The 16,363-nt window shown below is 42.2% G+C and carries 17 protein-coding genes; 2 read left to right on the top strand and 15 right to left on the bottom strand.

From position 1 onward, the window contains the following. Window positions 1-388: 388 nt before the first annotated feature. The 5 genes from rplA to Q4443_RS02475 form a co-directional block, all read right to left on the bottom strand. Window positions 389-1,078, bottom strand: a complete 690-nt coding sequence (rplA, locus tag Q4443_RS02495; RefSeq protein WP_001085675.1) for a 50S ribosomal protein L1 — start codon at window positions 1,076-1,078, stop codon at window positions 389-391. Between the two features lie 97 nt (window positions 1,079-1,175). Next, entirely contained in the window at window positions 1,176-1,601 is a 426-nt protein-coding gene (gene rplK / locus Q4443_RS02490) for a 50S ribosomal protein L11 (RefSeq protein WP_001085808.1), read from the bottom strand. 122 nt (window positions 1,602-1,723) lie between these two features. Then, on the bottom strand, window positions 1,724-2,440 hold the full coding sequence (ldcB, locus tag Q4443_RS02485; protein WP_044021158.1) for an LD-carboxypeptidase LdcB/DacB: 717 nt from the start codon (window positions 2,438-2,440) through the stop codon (window positions 1,724-1,726). Window positions 2,441-2,454: 14 nt separating this feature from the next. After that, entirely contained in the window at window positions 2,455-2,916 is a 462-nt protein-coding gene (locus tag Q4443_RS02480) for an HIT family protein (RefSeq protein ID WP_038804884.1), read from the bottom strand. A gap of 1 nt (window position 2,917) precedes the next feature. Continuing rightward, entirely contained in the window at window positions 2,918-3,955 is a 1,038-nt protein-coding gene (locus Q4443_RS02475; protein ID WP_049518918.1) for a M42 family metallopeptidase, read from the bottom strand. 139 nt (window positions 3,956-4,094) lie between these two features. Here Q4443_RS02475 and Q4443_RS02470 point away from each other — a divergent pair, with 139 nt between their 5' ends. Further along, window positions 4,095-4,646 carry a DUF1307 domain-containing protein gene (locus Q4443_RS02470; RefSeq protein WP_049518917.1) on the top strand — a complete coding sequence of 184 codons (552 nt, stop codon included), beginning with the start codon at window positions 4,095-4,097 and terminating at the stop codon, window positions 4,644-4,646. 305 nt (window positions 4,647-4,951) lie between these two features. Then, window positions 4,952-5,491 (top strand): DUF1307 domain-containing protein, encoded by a 540-nt coding sequence (locus Q4443_RS02465; protein ID WP_049518916.1) that lies wholly within the window; start codon window positions 4,952-4,954, stop codon window positions 5,489-5,491. A 46-nt stretch (window positions 5,492-5,537) separates the two neighbouring features. Here Q4443_RS02465 and brnQ read toward each other — a convergent pair whose 3' ends face one another. The 10 genes from brnQ to Q4443_RS02415 all read right to left on the bottom strand — a co-directional run bounded on the left by brnQ (window position 5,538) and on the right by Q4443_RS02415 (window position 16,277). Next, on the bottom strand, window positions 5,538-6,863 hold the full coding sequence (gene brnQ / locus Q4443_RS02460; protein WP_049518915.1) for a branched-chain amino acid transport system II carrier protein: 1,326 nt from the start codon (window positions 6,861-6,863) through the stop codon (window positions 5,538-5,540). 184 nt (window positions 6,864-7,047) lie between these two features. Beyond that, window positions 7,048-7,335, bottom strand: a complete 288-nt coding sequence (locus Q4443_RS02455; protein WP_049518914.1) for a rhodanese-like domain-containing protein — start codon at window positions 7,333-7,335, stop codon at window positions 7,048-7,050. Continuing rightward, window positions 7,332-7,922 carry a uracil-DNA glycosylase family protein gene (locus Q4443_RS02450; protein ID WP_049518913.1) on the bottom strand — a complete coding sequence of 197 codons (591 nt, stop codon included), beginning with the start codon at window positions 7,920-7,922 and terminating at the stop codon, window positions 7,332-7,334. The genes Q4443_RS02455 and Q4443_RS02450 overlap by 4 nt, the downstream gene beginning before the upstream one ends. 53 nt (window positions 7,923-7,975) lie before the next feature. Further along, the gene (gene pepV, locus Q4443_RS02445) at window positions 7,976-9,376 is read right to left on the bottom strand and encodes a dipeptidase PepV (protein WP_049518912.1); all 1,401 of its coding nucleotides are present in this window, start codon (window positions 9,374-9,376) and stop codon (window positions 7,976-7,978) included. A gap of 12 nt (window positions 9,377-9,388) precedes the next feature. Continuing rightward, the gene (locus tag Q4443_RS02440; RefSeq protein WP_049518911.1) at window positions 9,389-9,994 is read right to left on the bottom strand and encodes a nitroreductase family protein; all 606 of its coding nucleotides are present in this window, start codon (window positions 9,992-9,994) and stop codon (window positions 9,389-9,391) included. Between the two features lie 174 nt (window positions 9,995-10,168). Continuing rightward, window positions 10,169-11,023, bottom strand: coding sequence for a metallophosphoesterase (locus tag Q4443_RS02435; RefSeq protein WP_049518910.1), 855 nt, complete (start codon window positions 11,021-11,023; stop codon window positions 10,169-10,171). Continuing rightward, window positions 11,013-12,860, bottom strand: coding sequence for an excinuclease ABC subunit UvrC (gene uvrC / locus Q4443_RS02430; RefSeq protein WP_049518909.1), 1,848 nt, complete (start codon window positions 12,858-12,860; stop codon window positions 11,013-11,015). Before uvrC ends, Q4443_RS02435 begins: the two co-directional genes overlap by 11 nt. A 101-nt stretch (window positions 12,861-12,961) precedes the next feature. Beyond that, entirely contained in the window at window positions 12,962-13,663 is a 702-nt protein-coding gene (locus Q4443_RS02425; protein ID WP_303407895.1) for a M57 family metalloprotease, read from the bottom strand. 104 nt (window positions 13,664-13,767) lie between these two features. Further along, window positions 13,768-14,547 (bottom strand): alpha/beta hydrolase family protein, encoded by a 780-nt coding sequence (locus Q4443_RS02420; protein WP_303407894.1) that lies wholly within the window; start codon window positions 14,545-14,547, stop codon window positions 13,768-13,770. 68 nt (window positions 14,548-14,615) lie between these two features. After that, window positions 14,616-16,277 carry a ribonuclease J gene (locus tag Q4443_RS02415; protein ID WP_042902754.1) on the bottom strand — a complete coding sequence of 554 codons (1,662 nt, stop codon included), beginning with the start codon at window positions 16,275-16,277 and terminating at the stop codon, window positions 14,616-14,618. Between the last annotated feature and the right edge of the window lie 86 nt (window positions 16,278-16,363).

The following is a 16,363-nucleotide window of genomic DNA, read 5'->3' as shown; positions in this document are numbered from 1 at the left end:
GCTGCCATGACTATAGCATAAATCTATTAATCACCTCTCTAGTTCGAATTCAATTGCTCACGTAGTTTACGCATATAGGTTACGGCTACATATTTGTACTTTAGAGTTGCTGGCCTCCTTATCCGCTATATGCGCTTTACTATCACGTACCTATTCGTATAGCCAAGATTTCTCTATCTCTTTCTCTGCCGATTCTTATTTCCAACGTCAGACTTAAACAGTCTATCCTAATGCCGTTCGATCAGCTACTCACAATAGTCAGGCTTGGGAATCACTTTTGGGTTTACTAGTATATGGTAGCCACAGAGGACTTACACCTCAGATGAACGGAATGCTCGTTGTACCTAAAAAACGAGCACTTTCGTACTCGTTTTTAAAAATCTGTTAATTAAAGTGAGTTTACGTCAACCTTGATACCAACACCTTGAGTAGTTGTGATTGTCAAGTTTGTTACGTAAGTTCCTTTAGCTGTAGCTGGTTTTGCTTTTTGGATTGTTTCGTTGAAAGCTTTAAAGTTTTCAACCAATTTTTCAGCTTCAAATGATACTTTACCGATGATTGCTTGGACGTTACCTGCACGGTCAGCACGGTAAGTGATTTTACCACCTTTAGACTCTTCAACTGCTTTAGCAACATCCATTGTTACAGTACCAGTTTTAGGGTTTGGCATCAAGTTACGTGGTCCAAGGACACGTCCAAGACGTCCAACAAGAGCCATCATGTCAGGTGTAGCGATAACTACGTCGAAGTCCAACCAACCGTCGTTGATTTTCGCAACAAGGTCATCTTCACCAACAAAGTCTGCACCAGCAGCTTTTGCTTCTTCAGCTTTTGCACCACGTGCGAAAACAAGAACGCGTGAAGTTTTACCAGTACCGTTTGGCAATACCATTGCGCCACGGATTTGTTGGTCAGCTTTTTTAACGTCGATGTTCAAGTTATAAGCAACTTCTACAGTTGCGTCAAATTTTGCAAAGTTAGTTTCTTTTGCAAGTGCTACAGCTTCTTCTACACTGTATGCTTTTGTGCTGTCGATTTTTTCAAGAGCAGCACGAAGTTGTTTGCTTTTTTTAGCCATTTTCTATTCTCCTTGTAAGTGGTTCAATCGATTTTCATCTCCCACGTCACTTCTCGAAATGATGAAGTCTTGCGGGTTATATTGGGGGTGTTATTGATTAGTCAACAACAGTGAATCCCATAGAACGAGCAGTACCTTCGATCATACGCATTGCAGACTCAATGTTTGCTGCGTTCAAATCTGGCATCTTAGTTTCTGCAATTTCTTGTACTTGTGCACGAGTAACTGTAGCAACTTTAGTTTTGTTAGGTGTACCTGATCCTTTTTCAACACCTGCAGCTTTTTTCAAAAGAACAGCAGCTGGTGGTGTTTTTGTAACGAAAGTAAATGATTTGTCTTCGTATACTGAGATAACAACTGGAATGATCATCCCAGCTTGGTCAGCTGTACGAGCGTTGAACTCTTTTGTGAATCCCATGATGTTGATACCAGCTTGACCAAGAGCAGGTCCAACTGGTGGAGCTGGTGTAGCTTTACCAGCAGGGATTTGCAATTTTACAAGTTTTTCGACTTTTTTAGCCATTTTTAAATCCTCCTTTGTGGTTTTGGCGGTAATTAGAGATTTTTACCTCCCACAAGTATGCTTTACACATACCTTTCCATTATACACTATTTATCTAAAAATGCAAGAGAAAAATTACTTTTTTAATCGACGTAATCGCCACCTTCAAAGCCATAGTACTCTTCCAAACTGAGACCACTTGCAGCAATTTCTTTGGCTTCTTTTCCAACGTAGCGGAGATGCCATTCTTCAGCCATGTAGCCAGTCTCTTTTTCCTTACCTTTGAGATAGCGAACGACAAAGCCATAGTCAGCCGCATGATCCAAGAGCCACTGGGCTGCCTTTTCTTCAGTGACTAAATCACCATCTGTCCCAATAAGGTCAAATGCAAGACCTGTTTGGTGTTCACTGTAACCTGGGCGTGCTGAGTAGCGATCTGCTGCTTCCTTACCGTCTTGATTCACATAGTCTTGATAAAGTTTGGTTTGAGTTTCATAACTTCTAAAACCACTGTAGTGATCGCTGATTGGGTAGCCAGCTGCTTGCATTGCTGCAATGAGTTTCAGCAACTCTGCTTTAGCTGTTGGATTTTCTCCTGGATTATAGTCTTTTGACAAAGGATAGTGCTTATTAGCTATGACGATTTCATCGTACTTCCCTTGAATACTATAGTAGTCTCCCTTATTGACAACTTCTGCCTTCTTCTGACTAGAGGCTTGAGATTTGCTCCCTACAGTTCCTTCAGGTTGACTAGTTTGTTCCGTTTTTTGAGTGTTTTCTTCATTTTTAGGTTTTTCTTGAGAACATGCTGCTAGGGTTACTGCCAGCAAACCAGATAAAACGATGTATCTTTTTTTCATTTTTTCTTCCTCTCTTATACCAAGTGCTTCTCTAATTCATCGGATAAGGCTTTAATCATTTGTTCCAACTCATGGGATTTCACTTGGCAATCTTCTGCCGCCATTTCTTCCCATGGCACCCACCAGACTGGACCACGGCCATTCAATCCATGACCCCTCATATCACCTGATCGTCTTGGAAAGAGGTGCCAGTGAGCGTGGGCATCTCCATTTCCTAGGAGTTCAATATTCATCTTTTCAGCTTTAAACGTTTTGGCAACAGCTTCTTGGACCAAACTCATTTCCTCTAGAAAACGAAGTTTTACAGAAGTCTCCATATGGTGGAGTTCTGTGACATGCTCTTTTGCTAAAAACAAGGTATAGCCCTTAAAGTATTGGTGGTCTCCAATAACAACATAGCCTGTCTCTAGTTCTTTTACAAAGTAGGGATTTTCCCCTGCCTTGATCCATTCAATTCTTTGACAAATCAAGCACATATTAGTCTACCAAGGTGCTCTTGAGATAGGCGTCTACCATACGCTCAGTCGCCACGACCGAATCAATGTGTGTTCGTTCGTAAGAGTGACTGGATTCAATACCAGCTCCAAGGAGGGCATGCTTAACCTCTGCTCCTGCTGACATAGCTGCTGAAGCATCCGAACCGTAAAATGGATAAATGTCGAGCTTAAATGGAATATCTTGCTCCTTCGCCAAAGCTACCAAGTGTTGACGGAAGTCATAGTGATAGGGACCTGAAGCGTCCTTGACACAGATAGACACTGTATATTCATCCGTCTGCTGGTCATCGCCCATAGCTCCCATATCCACAGCTAGATATTCCACTACCTGAGCTGGAATATTGGAGTTCGCACCGTGACCCACCTCTTCGAAGACTGAAAAAGCAAAATGAGTTGTTACTGGCAATTCAATCCCCTCTTCCTTGTAAATACGAAGAAGATTGAGCAAAATTGCTGCGCTGACCTTGTCATCCAAGTGGCGAGACTTGATAAAACCAGTTTCTGTCACAACTGTTCGCGGATCGAAACTAATAAAGTCTCCAACCTCAATACCCAAGGCGCGGGTTTCTTTTTCATTACTTACTTTTGCATCCAAACGCACTTCCATATTGTCCTGTGTGCGTTCAGCAGTTCCCGCATCTTTGTAGACATGGCAAGAAGTCTGATGGATGAGAATGGTTCCAGATACCTTTTTACCTGTGCTAGCCACATGAACCGTACAGTTCTCCCCTTCAATCATGTTCCAAGGGAAACCACCGATACGATCCAATTTGAGACGGCCATCCGGTTTGACTGCACGGACAATAGCACCCAGCGTATCCACATGGGCAGTCACATAGCGCTGTTGGTCATCATTTTGACCTTTAATAGTAACATTGACACCACCCTTGGCTGTACGAACCGGCTGGTAACCAATCTCTTCTAAAGTATGGACTAGGTAGTCTGAAATCTCACGAGTAAAGCCTGTTGGAGATGCAATAGCAGTTAGTTCTTTGATATAGTTTATAGTCTGATTCATTTCTTCACCTCTTTCCTACCATTATAACATTTTTCTAGTCAGACTCCTTCTCAAAAGGAGAAAAACTGTGTTTAGTTGCTTTCACTATAGATCCATGTTATAATACAAATACTTTGATTATGAAAGGAAAGTAACAAATATGAAATCATACTTTAAAGTATCACTAGCCCTTGTGGCTTCACTTGTTCTCCTGCTCGGATGTTCCAAACAAGCATCAACACCTGCAAACAGCAGTTCTAAAGAAGACACAACAACTCAGTCAAGTGAGAGCAAACAAAGCACTGAACAATCATCAGAAAAGAAAGAAACAACTAAAACACATACCTTTATTAACAAAAGCAATTCTGGAATCACTTCTACCTTGGTTTATACTGTAGAAGGCGACAATGTTATCAAGCAATCAGCTAATAACATTGCTGATCCTGAAATCCTTGGTGCAACTCCAGAAGATGTCAAGAGTTTTATCGAAGAAAAGTACAAAGGTTATAATGGACTCAAAGGTGTTAAACAAACGATTGAAATCAAAGATGGAAAAGTTGTTCAAGATCTAGAAGTTGACTTCTCAGTTGCAAGCATTAGCGAACTTAGAAAAGCACTTCCTGAAGAATATTCTGGTATCGGCAATCGTGTCAGTTTCTCAAACTCTAAAAAAGCACTGGAAAAAATGGGATTCACAGAAAAGACGAACTAATCTCCCAAAATTTCATATAGACTAGTGTAGGTCCACCCCAAAAGTTAGACACAACTCTAACTCTTGGGGTATTTTATTATATTAGTCCAATAGATTCTCCCAATCTCATAAAAGTGCATTTGAAACTTCACACCCTTATAAAGCCATAGGATAAAAGTTATTTGAAATAGATAGAGACAAAACTTTAATCATCAGACTAGTTTCTATTCGTTGTCATGTCCAGTCAGATGAGAGGGGAGGTCTAGTTGATTTTGTAGTAGAATCATGTTATAATACAAAATACTTTGATTATGAAAGGAAAAGACATGAACAAATATTTTAAAATGACTCTTTGTATAGCTCTACCATTAGCTATCTTATTGGGATGTTCAAAACAATCAACAACCTCATCAACTAGCTCAGCAAAAAGTGAAACTACTCAGGTAGAATCTACTAGCCAGCAAGCTACAGAAAACAAATCTGAAGTAAAAACTGTGACCTTTGTAAATGATACTCGTACTGGCTTTAATTCTACTTTAACCTACACTGTAGATGGAGACAAAGTATTGAAACAATCAGGTCATAATGTCTATGATCCAGAGGCTCTTGATACTACTGCTGAAACTCTTAAAGCATTTGTTGAAAAAACTTATAAAGGATATCAAGGTCTCAAAGGTGTTACTCATAGCATCAAAATCAAAGATGAAAAGGTCGTTCAAGATGCTGAAGTCGACTTCACAGTCGCAAGTATTGATGAACTTAGAAAAGCCTTACCAGAAGAATACTCAGGCGTAGGTAACAATGTTAGCTTTACTGCTTCTAAGAAAATGTTAAAAGATCTTGGATATACTGAAAAAACTAACTAAGTGTCTTTTACAAAAATAAAAAACCTCGGCTTATGCCAAGGTTTTTTTATTCCATCTCAAAAACATCACTCTCTTGTTTGTTTGGTAGAACCAATGAAAGCAAGATTCCAATCATAGCTGGCACTAGCCATGGAAGAGAGGCTGACGCAAACGGAAGGACATTAATCAGATTTTCTAGAAACTCAATTTTAAAGGAACTTCCAAGGACACTTGCAAGAGCAATAGCTGTAACAAGCCCAATAGTTAACTGCATGCCCGGTTTTGATAGGGCTACAAACTTATTAACAATCACGATCATCACAATGGCGATGGTTATTGGGTACAAGATTACCAGTACTGGCACTGAGTACTTAATGATTGCATCCAAACCGAGGTTTGCAATAGCAAATCCAATCAAGGTAAAGGCAGTGGCATAGACCTTGTAGCTGATTTGTGGGAAACGTCCGTTAAAGAACTCTGCTGTCGACACAATCAATCCAACTGTCGTTGTGAAGCAAGTTACAGTTACCATAACAGCAAGGAAGAGTTGAGCTGTTGAACCAAAGATTTCCTGAGTTGCTTGCGACAAGATATAAACACCTGGTGTTCCACCCTTCATCACTTCTGCTGGTACTGGGAAGTGATTTCCAAGGAATCCTAAACCGATATAAAGAGCGCTAAAGGCAAGAGCTACAACGATACCAATCACCCAAATAGTTGAAATGTATTCTTTCTTACTGGAGAATCCAAGTTGTTTCAATGTTTGAACAGCAATTACACTGAAGGCAACTGAAGCAAGGGCATCCAGGGTGTTATAACCTTCTAGGAATCCTGTACCAAAGGCAGAAGCTTGATAAGCAGCTGAAGCCGCTTGAGGGCTTGTTCCACCATATTTGAAGGCACCTAGTACAACCAAGATAACGATCAATAAGGCAAAGACTGGCGTTAAAACACGTCCAATTCGATCCAAAATCTTTGATGGATTGAGTGAAATCAGATAGGCTGCTGCAAAATACAACACAGTAAAGATAATCAATCCTAGGCCTTTATTTGCTTCAGACAAGAGAGGACTAATCCCAACTTCGTAAGCTGTTGTTGCTGTACGCGGAATGGCAAAGAAGGGGCCAATTGATAGATAGAGGACTGCAAGATAAAGCGTCGCAAACCAAGGTGAGATTTTCTTAGAAATCTCGTGAATGTATCCTTTCGGGTTTAGCGTTCCAATAATAAGTGTCAAGACGGCAATACCGACACCTGAAAAGACAAAACCTGCGATAGCAGGAAGAAACTGTTCTCCAGATAGGGCACCTAGAGAAGGTGGAAAAATCAAGTTTCCCGCACCAAAAAATATTCCAAACAGGAGCAAGCCTGTTAGAGCACCTTTTTTAGCCATAAAAATCTCCTTCATATTTCTAAAATACTGACCTAGTATACCATGATTAAGACTCTGAAAAAAGTATCCAAAATTAATCATTGAATGTTTTCAATATTTTTAAAAATAAGAATTATCTAAAAACAAAATCCCTCACTCAGTTGGAACCGAGCAAGGGAAGGTTAGGGTCTATCACCATAGAGGTTTAAAGATTTTCAAAGGCCGTCATTCCACCTTGGACATTGATAACGTCATAACCCTGTTCAGCTAGAAATTGACAAGCACGCGCTGAACGCATCCCAGATTTGCAAATGACATAATGCAAGAGGTCCTTATCCAACTGATCATAAGTATCAGCCAATTGACTAAGTGGTAGGTTCTGAGCACCTTCTAAATGAAGCGTTTCGAACTCTTCTGCTTCTCTCACGTCCACTAGAGAAAGTTGCTCATTTTGATAAAGCTGGTAAAATGCATCGAAGGCTATTTCTTTCATTCTTTTTCTCCTAAAATAGTTTTAATTCTTTTTTTCAACTCTGGCACTACTTCTGACTCAAACCAAGGATTTTTAGCCATCCAGATTTGATTTCGTGGTGAGGGGTGAACCAGAGGGAAAAATTCTGGTAGATAGTCTTTGTAGCGTTTTACCCGCTCTGTTACCTTGCCACTAACCTTCTCATGAAGATAATAGGCCTGGGCATATTGTCCAATCAAAAGGGTCAATTCAATATTTGGACATTCCTTGAGAAGTTGCGGATGCCATTTTTCGGCAAAGCCTTTACGGGGTGGAAGATCACCTGACTTGCCATGTCCTGGGAAGTAAAAATCCATTGGCAGAACTGCAAAATAACCTGAATTGTAAAAGGTGTCTTCATCTACACCTAGCCAGTCCCGCAAGCGATCGCCGCTCTTATCCTTCCAATAAATCCCAGCTTCTTGGGTTTTAAGCCCCGGTGCCTGACCGACAATATTGATGCGGGCATTTTTTGGCGCCGCAAAGAGAGGTTCGATTCCGCGTTCTGTATAGCTGGTATTCTGCGGATCCGCCATAATGGCTTGCTTGATTCTTTCGATTTGAGACATCTGTTTTCCCTCCAAAAAGAAGTCCAAGCATACAATCTCAGACTTCTATCGTTTTATTTGATCAATTCATAAATAGCTTCTGCATAGATTGCTGCTGCTCGGAAGAGATCGTCCAAGGCGATAAATTCGTTGGCTTGGTGCATAGTATCGATTGAGTCCGGGAACATAGCACCGTAGGCAACCCCACGTTCCAGCAAGCGACCAAAGGTTCCACCACCAATGACTTGTTCGTGGCCTTTAAGACCAGTTTGTTTTTCATAGACATTCAACAAGGTTTGCACAAGCGGATCTTCCATTGGCACATAGTGAGGGGTATGGCCGTGTTCAGAAAGACTAACTGAAGCCACTGGCAAGTTTTCAAGGATTGACTTGATTTGCTCTGGGCTTGTTCCTTTTGGATAACGGAAGTTAAGGGCAATGGTATTGTCAGCACTTGTTTCATCAAAGCGGAAGACACCGGCATTCATAGAAAGGGCACCCATCTTTTCATCTACATGAGCAACCTTGAGATTTGTACCCTCATGGTCGTTCAAGAGAATCTTACCAGCGATGTCGAGGTAGTCTTTGGCAGGTCCTGCAAAGTCAAACTGACTGAGGAAGAGTGCTAGGTAAGTAGCTCCATTGACACCTGAAGCAGGCATAGCACCATGGGCTGATTTACCAATCACAGTCACCTTGTACTGACCGTTTTCTTCTTGGAGTTCTCCTCTGAGTTTGTGTTCTGCAACAAAGGCATCTAGTTTAGCTTGCAAGTCAGCCAGGTCTCCTGAAACGACTGCTGTTGCTGATTCAGGTACCATGTTTTCACGCAAACCACCTGTGAAGCTGTGAAGGCGAGCTGCACCTGTATTTTCACCTGCAAAATGGAGGTATTCCGTGATATTTCCTTTTTCACCATTGATAATAGGGAATTCAGCATCTGGAGAGAAACCGAAGTCTGGTTTCGCAAGTCCTACGTGCTCAAAGTAGTAGTCCATGTCCGCCCAGCCTGATTCTTCATCTGTTCCAACGATGAAACGAACTTTCTTAGAAGTTGGAAGACCTAATTCTTTGATGATTTTCAAACCATAGTAACAAGCTGTTGTTGGACCCTTGTCATCTGAAGCCCCACGCGCATAAAGGCGACCATCTTTGATAGTTGGTGTATAAGGGTCCGTGTCCCAACCGCTACCAGCTGGCACCACGTCCATGTGAGCAAAGATTCCGAGAACTTCTTCTCCTTCACCAAACTCAAAATGTCCTGCGTAGTTATCAACATTTTTAGTTGGATAGCCATCGCGGTCTGCGATTTCAAGGAATTTTTCCAAGGCTTTTACTGGACCAGGTCCAAATGGATGCTGCGCATCTACTTTGCTGTCATCACGTTCTGAGTTGATTTCCAAAAGGCTAAACAAGTCAGCCAAGAGCTCTTCTTTGCGTTTTTCTACTTCTGCTGTAAAATCAATTGCTGTCATTTTTTCTTCCTTCTATCTTTTCTCGATGATTTCATCCACCGGCAAGCGGTAGCTTGGTTCCAATTTTTCGTCTGTGTAACCCACTGTAATCAAGAGTTCTGGGCGGAATCGGTCTTCAATGTCCAAAACTTCGTTGGCTTTTGATTTGTCAAATCCAAGAATAATGTTAGAACCAATTCCTTGGTCTGTAAGAGCCAAAACCAAGTTTATAGCAACCAAACCTGCATTGAGGGCTAGATAGTCGCTGACTTGTTGTTCACTGTAACGCGCAAACTCGGCAGGCAAATTCTTCATGAAATATTGAAGTTGCTCTTCTGAGAAATTCTTTGCGCCACCAACACGGGCAATCTTGCGGGCACGTTTGGCAAGATCTGTATCTGTAAACAAGGCAATGGTTACTGGCGCTGATGATACCTGCTCAAAGTTCGAACCATAAGCTAATTTTGCCAATTCAGCATTTTTCTCACGAACAACCACAAACTTCCATGGCTGGCTATTGTGGGCACTTGGGGCCAAGGTTGCGATTTCGATAGCCGTACGCACATCTTTGGGATCTACCGGTTTATCAGTAAAATGCTTGGTCGCATGACGTTTTTTATTTAATTCAAGAAATTTCATAATCGATTTCCTTTTCTAATTCTACTGCTTCCATTCTACCATATTTTGAAAGAGCTTGCAGAGATTTTTCATTGAAAGAAATTGGAACACGGATGAAGCCCTGGATTTAAACTTATCATTAAAATCAGATTTTTCCTCATCCAGTTCCAACTAATTTTCAGGGGGGTTAAGAAACTAGTCTACCTTATATTCTGACTTTATAGCCACCAAAAATTTCTTCACATCCTCTACATACCCATGCTTTTCAATTAAACTAGCTAAGAGTTCCAGATTGTGTCCCCGATAGTTGTCATCTCGACGTAGTTCTTCATACATTTCGATAAAGGGAAGCCTCTTGGACTTGGCCAATTCTAACTCAGCCTCATAATCATAAGCGACTTTACGAAATTTGATATTGAGTAATTCCCCATCTTCAACTTCTATCACGGCATACTGGGCACGGTGATTTTTTAACGCCTCCCAATCAAAATAGGGCATACCAATTGAACCTGGATTGATGATTTGTTGCCCTTGACTGCCATAACGAAGCAACTGCTTGTGAATATGACCATAGACCGCTACGTCAACTTCATCATCTAGGAGTTGGTCAAATTTCTCTGTATCATTCTCAACTAGCAAGTCACCACCATAGTTCTTATTTGGCAAATTATGAGAAAGAGAAAAGCGCAGTCCGTCAACTTCTTTCTTTTCTAGCATAGGTAAGTTTCGTAGCCAGACAATCGTTTCAGGATCCATTCGCTCCATCAAAAACTGGGTCAATCGCATGAGCTGGACTTCCTGTGGATCTTCTAAGCCATATTGCCCATCTAAAGCCTCTAAGACACAATCATCCCAATTGCCTCGAACACTTGCCGTGATAGGAAGATTCTTTAGCAGAGCGACCAGGTCATTTGCACCTGGACCAGGGAGGAAAATGTCTCCCATGAGCCAATATTCACTGGCTCCTTGAGTTTTGGCATCTGCAATCACTGCTTCTAAGGCAGTCACATTTCCATGAATATCTGATAAAATTGCGATTTTATGGTTCATGATAGTTTCCTTCCGTTTGGTAATCTACTCTCTCTTCCGCTACTTGAGCCAACTCCACTTCTTCCTGCGGGTTCAACTTTCTCTGAACAGCTTCTGCGACTGCCCTTGGTATCCCAACTTCGACAATTTCATCCACACTAGCTTCCTTGATTTTAGTGAGAGATTTAAAATGCTTCATGAGATTCTGTTTGCGTTTAGGTCCCAGACCGTCAATCCCATCCAGTTGTGAAGAAAAGGAATTTTTTGAGCGCAGTTGGCGGTGGAAGGTGATAGCAAAGCGGTGCACCTCATCCTGGATGCGTTGGAGGAGAAAGAATTCTTGAGAATTGCGAGACAACTCCACCACTTCCAGTGGATCTCCAAAGAGCAATTCATGGGTTTGGTGCTTGTCATTCTTTTGCAGCCCAGCAATTGGAATATCCAAGCCCAGTTCATCTTGGATGACCTGTTTGGCGATATTGACTTGACCTTGCCCTCCATCAATGACAATCAAATCTGGCGGAGTCAAAGCCTCACGTTGAACTCGGCCATAGCGTCTGCGAATGACTTCTCTCATACTGGCATAGTCGTCTGCTCCAACGACAGTCTTAATTTTATACTTACGGTAATCCTTCTTACTCGGTTTGCCGTTGACAAATACAACCATGGCTGAAACAGGACTAGTTCCCATGATATTGGAGTTATCGAAGGATTCGATACGGACTGGAGTCGGGATTTGGAGTAAGCGTCCCAGATTTTCAATAGCCCCTTGAGTCTTTTCAACTGATTTTTCTAGCAGATTGAACTTCTGCTCTAGGCTGACACGAGCATTCTTTATAGCTAGATTGACCAACTGTTTTTTCTCTCCACGCTGGGGTTTGAGAATCTTAGTATCCACCAAGGCTTTGACAGCTTCTTCATCGATATCCTGCGGAATCAGAACCTCATTGGGAACCAGGTGAGATTTTTCTTGATAGAATTGTCCTACATAAGTCAAGAAGTCCTCATCCGGATCATTGTAGTAGGGGAAGAGATTGACATCCCGCTCAATGAGCTTGCCTTGACGAACAAAGAAAACCTGAACACACATCCAGCCCTTATCCACATAGTAACCAAAGACGTCCCGATTTTGCAAATCTTTCGCCATGACCCGTTGCTTGGTCCGAAGCGTTCCAATGGCCTGAATCAGGTCACGGTATTCCGCCGCACGTTCAAACTCCATACTTTGAGCTGCCTTTGCCATCTTGCCCTTGAGGTCATCGATGATTTTGTCATCCTGTCCTTTTAGGAAATCAGAAACCTCCTGAGCCATGGAATGGAAATAAGCCTCATCTTTTTTACAGATGGTGTGAGCCATACATTGGCCAATATGGTAATAAAAACAGACTTTAGAGGGTGGGTTGGTACATTTCCGAAAAGGAAAAATCCGGTCCAGTAGACGCTTGATTTCATTTGCTGCCCCTACATCTGGATAGGGACCAAAGTAGAGACCACCGTCCTTTTTGACCTGACGGGTGATAATAAGCCGCGGATAGCGCTCATTGGTGATTTTGATAAAGGGATAGGACTTATCATCCTTGAGCATGATATTGTACTTGGGCTGATTTTCCTTGATGAGGTTGATTTCTAGAAGAAGTGCCTCAATATTGGACTCAGTGACGATAAATTCAAAATCTACAATTTCAGACACCAGAGCCTCTGTCTTGGTATCGTGACTCCCACGGAAATAGGACCGCACGCGATTGCGCAGATTTTTAGCCTTTCCTACATAGATAATGGTGCCATTTTTATCCTTGTGAATGTAACAACCAGGGCTGGTCGGCAAGAGCTCTAGTTTTGATTTGATCAAGTTATTCATAGTTCCATTATAACAAAAAGGCCGTAACAGGACGAACAAAAAGCCCCACCAATCACTTGATGGAGGAGCTTTGATTTCATTTCAGATTGCACCGACTTCATCTAGTCGCTTCTGGTATAGAGTTCTTGAACAGCCTTCACATCCTGAGGCTGAATTCCATAGTAAGAACCTGCTGGCTGCATGACAGAAGTTTCGTTGGTATGATCCAATCCGATGGCATGCCCCAGCTCGTGCTCCGCCGTGTGCACGATCCGTTCATAAGAATAACCATAGTTTGGATTGGATAGATAATAGTGATTCAGGCGAACCGTTACAGATATAAATTGTTTGGTTAACAAATTGGTTTGACTCTCGGCTTGACCTGCTACAGCAGTCGATCCATCATTCATTTCACTTGCCACAATATCTGCCTGACTAGGATCCGCAACCACCTCAAAGGTAAAGGCTCCCGTTTGATTCCAGTTTTTTATGGCTTCTGCATAGGCACCTTGAAAGGTCTCATCCATTTGAGGCTCAATATAGATGCGAGCTGAAGCTTGAGCCCACTTGCCTTCTGCATGTTGGTGACTGTCTGTCTGAGACAAGACTTCCAGCGTTCCCGTCTCCTTCCATTGATTCCAGCCACCTTGACCAATCTTGCTCATTTTTTCAACCTGATTGACCGCAGAATGAAAATCACCAGACAGATACCAAACCACTCCAAAGGCAATGAGCAGTAGAATGACCACAGTCCAAACCAGACGCCAGAAGAAACGCCAAATTCCCAAAAGAAATCGGAAGAATAATCGAATAATCCAGAACATGACGCCCCACCTTTCATAAAAATAAGAACCTATCTTGAAATCACATTTTCCTTGATCAAGATAGATTCTCTATTTTACTGAAGAAAGCTGAAAGAAACCTAAAACTAAGATAAACGTTCTTCCAAGACAAAGTCAATTGGTAGAGTAGCCAAAAAACGTTCCAATTGTTTTTCCCAGTAGTACCACTCGTGCTTACCTAGACTATGACTATAGGTCACCTCAAAACCAAGTTTTTTGAGGTTTTTCACTGCGAGATTATTGGCAGAGTAGAGATAGTCTTGCTCTCCACACCAAGCCCATAGTTTAGTCTTTTTATCGGATTTTGCAGCCATGCTTTCAAGCGAACGAGGACTAGCTGTCCAGTCTTTAATCTCTCCAAAAACTCCTCGCCAGTATGCAAGTGACCCCAGATCCTGACTTTCAGGAGAAAATTCCTGAAAACTGAGTGCACCAGAAAAACTAGCCGCATGAGAAAAACGATTTGTCGATAGAGCGAGTTTGAAGGAACCGTATCCACCCATGGATAGGCCTGCTATGAAAGTTTTTTCTCGCTTGCTGGTCATATTGGGGAAGAAACGTTTCATTACCTGAGGTAACTCTTCTGCTAGAGCTGTATAGTAGTTATAGCCATACTGAGTATCTGTGTACCAGCCATTGCTAGTATTGGGCATGATAACAATGAGATTGGTCCCACGCAACAAGCGCTCGACATTGGTACGTTTGAGCCAGCTATTTTGGTTTCCTGACATTCCGTGCAAAAGATAAAGAACAGGAATATCCGTGCAATCTGGTTCAGTCACCCGATTAGCATCTGGATAGAGTACGGTAACGCCCCACTCCATATCCAAAACTTTTGAGTAATACTCAATATTCATAACTGCCATGGTTGTCTCCTTTTACTATTCTATAAGAAAAAGCCGAATTTCGACTTTTTCTGTAGGTATGCTGCTTATTATTTTGCTTCCATCACGACTGGCAAGATTGCCGGGCGACGCTTGGTTTGATCAAAGAGGTACTTGGTCAGATTGTCGCGAACCTTGCCTTTGAGATCTGCCCAATCAAAGTCATCACCTTGAAGATACTCTTCTACCGTTTGGTTAATCAATTCTGAACTTTCACGGAGAATGTCACGACTCTTCTTGAGATAAACGAATCCACGCGTGTGAACACGGGCCTTAGCCACAATTTTCTTCTCACGACGGTTGACAGTGATCGCCACGATAAAGATTCCATCCTCTGACAAGACCTTACGGTCACGAAGGACGACATTTCCAACATCCCCGATGGCATTTCCATCAATCAAGACATCACCTGCAGAAACTGCCCCAGCTGGAACAAAGTCCCCATGTTCATAAGACATGGTCGTTCCCTTTTTAGGGATGAAGATATGCTCTGGCAACATTCCAACTGCCATGGCAGCCTTGGCATGCGCATCCAACTCACGATACTCCCCTTGGATAGGGAAGAGGTAATTTGGTTGCAAAAGATTGATCATCAACTGCAAATCACGCGCATTCCCGTGTCCGGACACCCGCAAGCTTTGGGTAATGAGTTTCACCACACCACCAGCTTGGTAGATCATATTTTCCACACGCGCCATGACGGCTTCTTTGGCGATAGATGGAGTCGTTACGATATAAACCAAGTCTCCATCTTTGATTTCCACATAGCGGTGGCGTCCAATGGACATCTTACGAAGTCCATTAATAGGCTCACCCATACGACCAGTCTCAAGGATAATCAACTCATGGTCTTCAAAACGAGACATTTCTTTGGGTTTGATCAAAAGACTTTCATTGGCTAGAGATAATTTTTTGAGACGAATCGCAGTGCGGACGATATTTTCAATATCAAATCCAGTCAAAACAACTCTGCGACCTGTATCTGCTGCAGCATCAAAAACCTGCTGGATACGAGAAAGGTTGCTGGCAACTGCGGCAACGATGATACGACCTTCCCAGTCTGCAATGGTCTGGGTAATTTCCTCTCCAACTTCACTCTCGCTCGCCACCTGGATATTGCTGTCTGCATTGGCTGAATCACTGAGGAGCGCCAAGACACCATCACGACCGATTTCAGCCAAACGAGCAAAATCCGTCGCATAGGATTCACTAGCTGTCTGGTCAAACTTGAAGTCACCTGTGTAAACAATGCTACCTTCAGCTGTTTTCAGGACTATTCCCAAACTTTCTGGGATAGAGTGAGTTGTACGGAAGAAGGAAACCACAGTCCCTCCAAAGTCGATCTCTGTATCTTCATCAATCACATGGAAGTCATTGAATTTCTTAACCGTATCATTTCCTTTGACAAAGAGTTTGGCCAACTCAATGGTCAACTCAGAACCAAACACAGGCACCTTAGCCTCTGCCAAAAGATAAGGCAGGGCACCAATGGCATCCGCATGTCCGTGAGTCAAGAAGACCCCAGCGATACGATCGCTATTTTCAAAAAGGTAGTCCATATTTGGAATGACGACATCAACACCTAGTTGTTCATTTTCAGGGTATTTAAGCCCCGCATCCAAAACAAAAATAGAACCATCGATTTCAGCGATGTACATATTTTTCCCATTTTCTCGTACACCACCTAGTGTTGTTAAACTAATATTACTCATTTTTCCTCCGAAACTTCATTTATCTTGATTATAGGGTGAATTTACCCTCTTATTCTAAAAGTTCTAAAACTTCCAGCCGAATCTTT

Origin of the sequence: Streptococcus sp. GP0011 (assembly GCF_030546305.1) — a bacterium.
In the GTDB taxonomy this organism is placed as follows: domain Bacteria; phylum Bacillota; class Bacilli; order Lactobacillales; family Streptococcaceae; genus Streptococcus.
The sequence above is the reverse complement of the archived record's forward strand: the minus strand, read 5'-3'. Positions and strand labels throughout refer to the sequence as shown.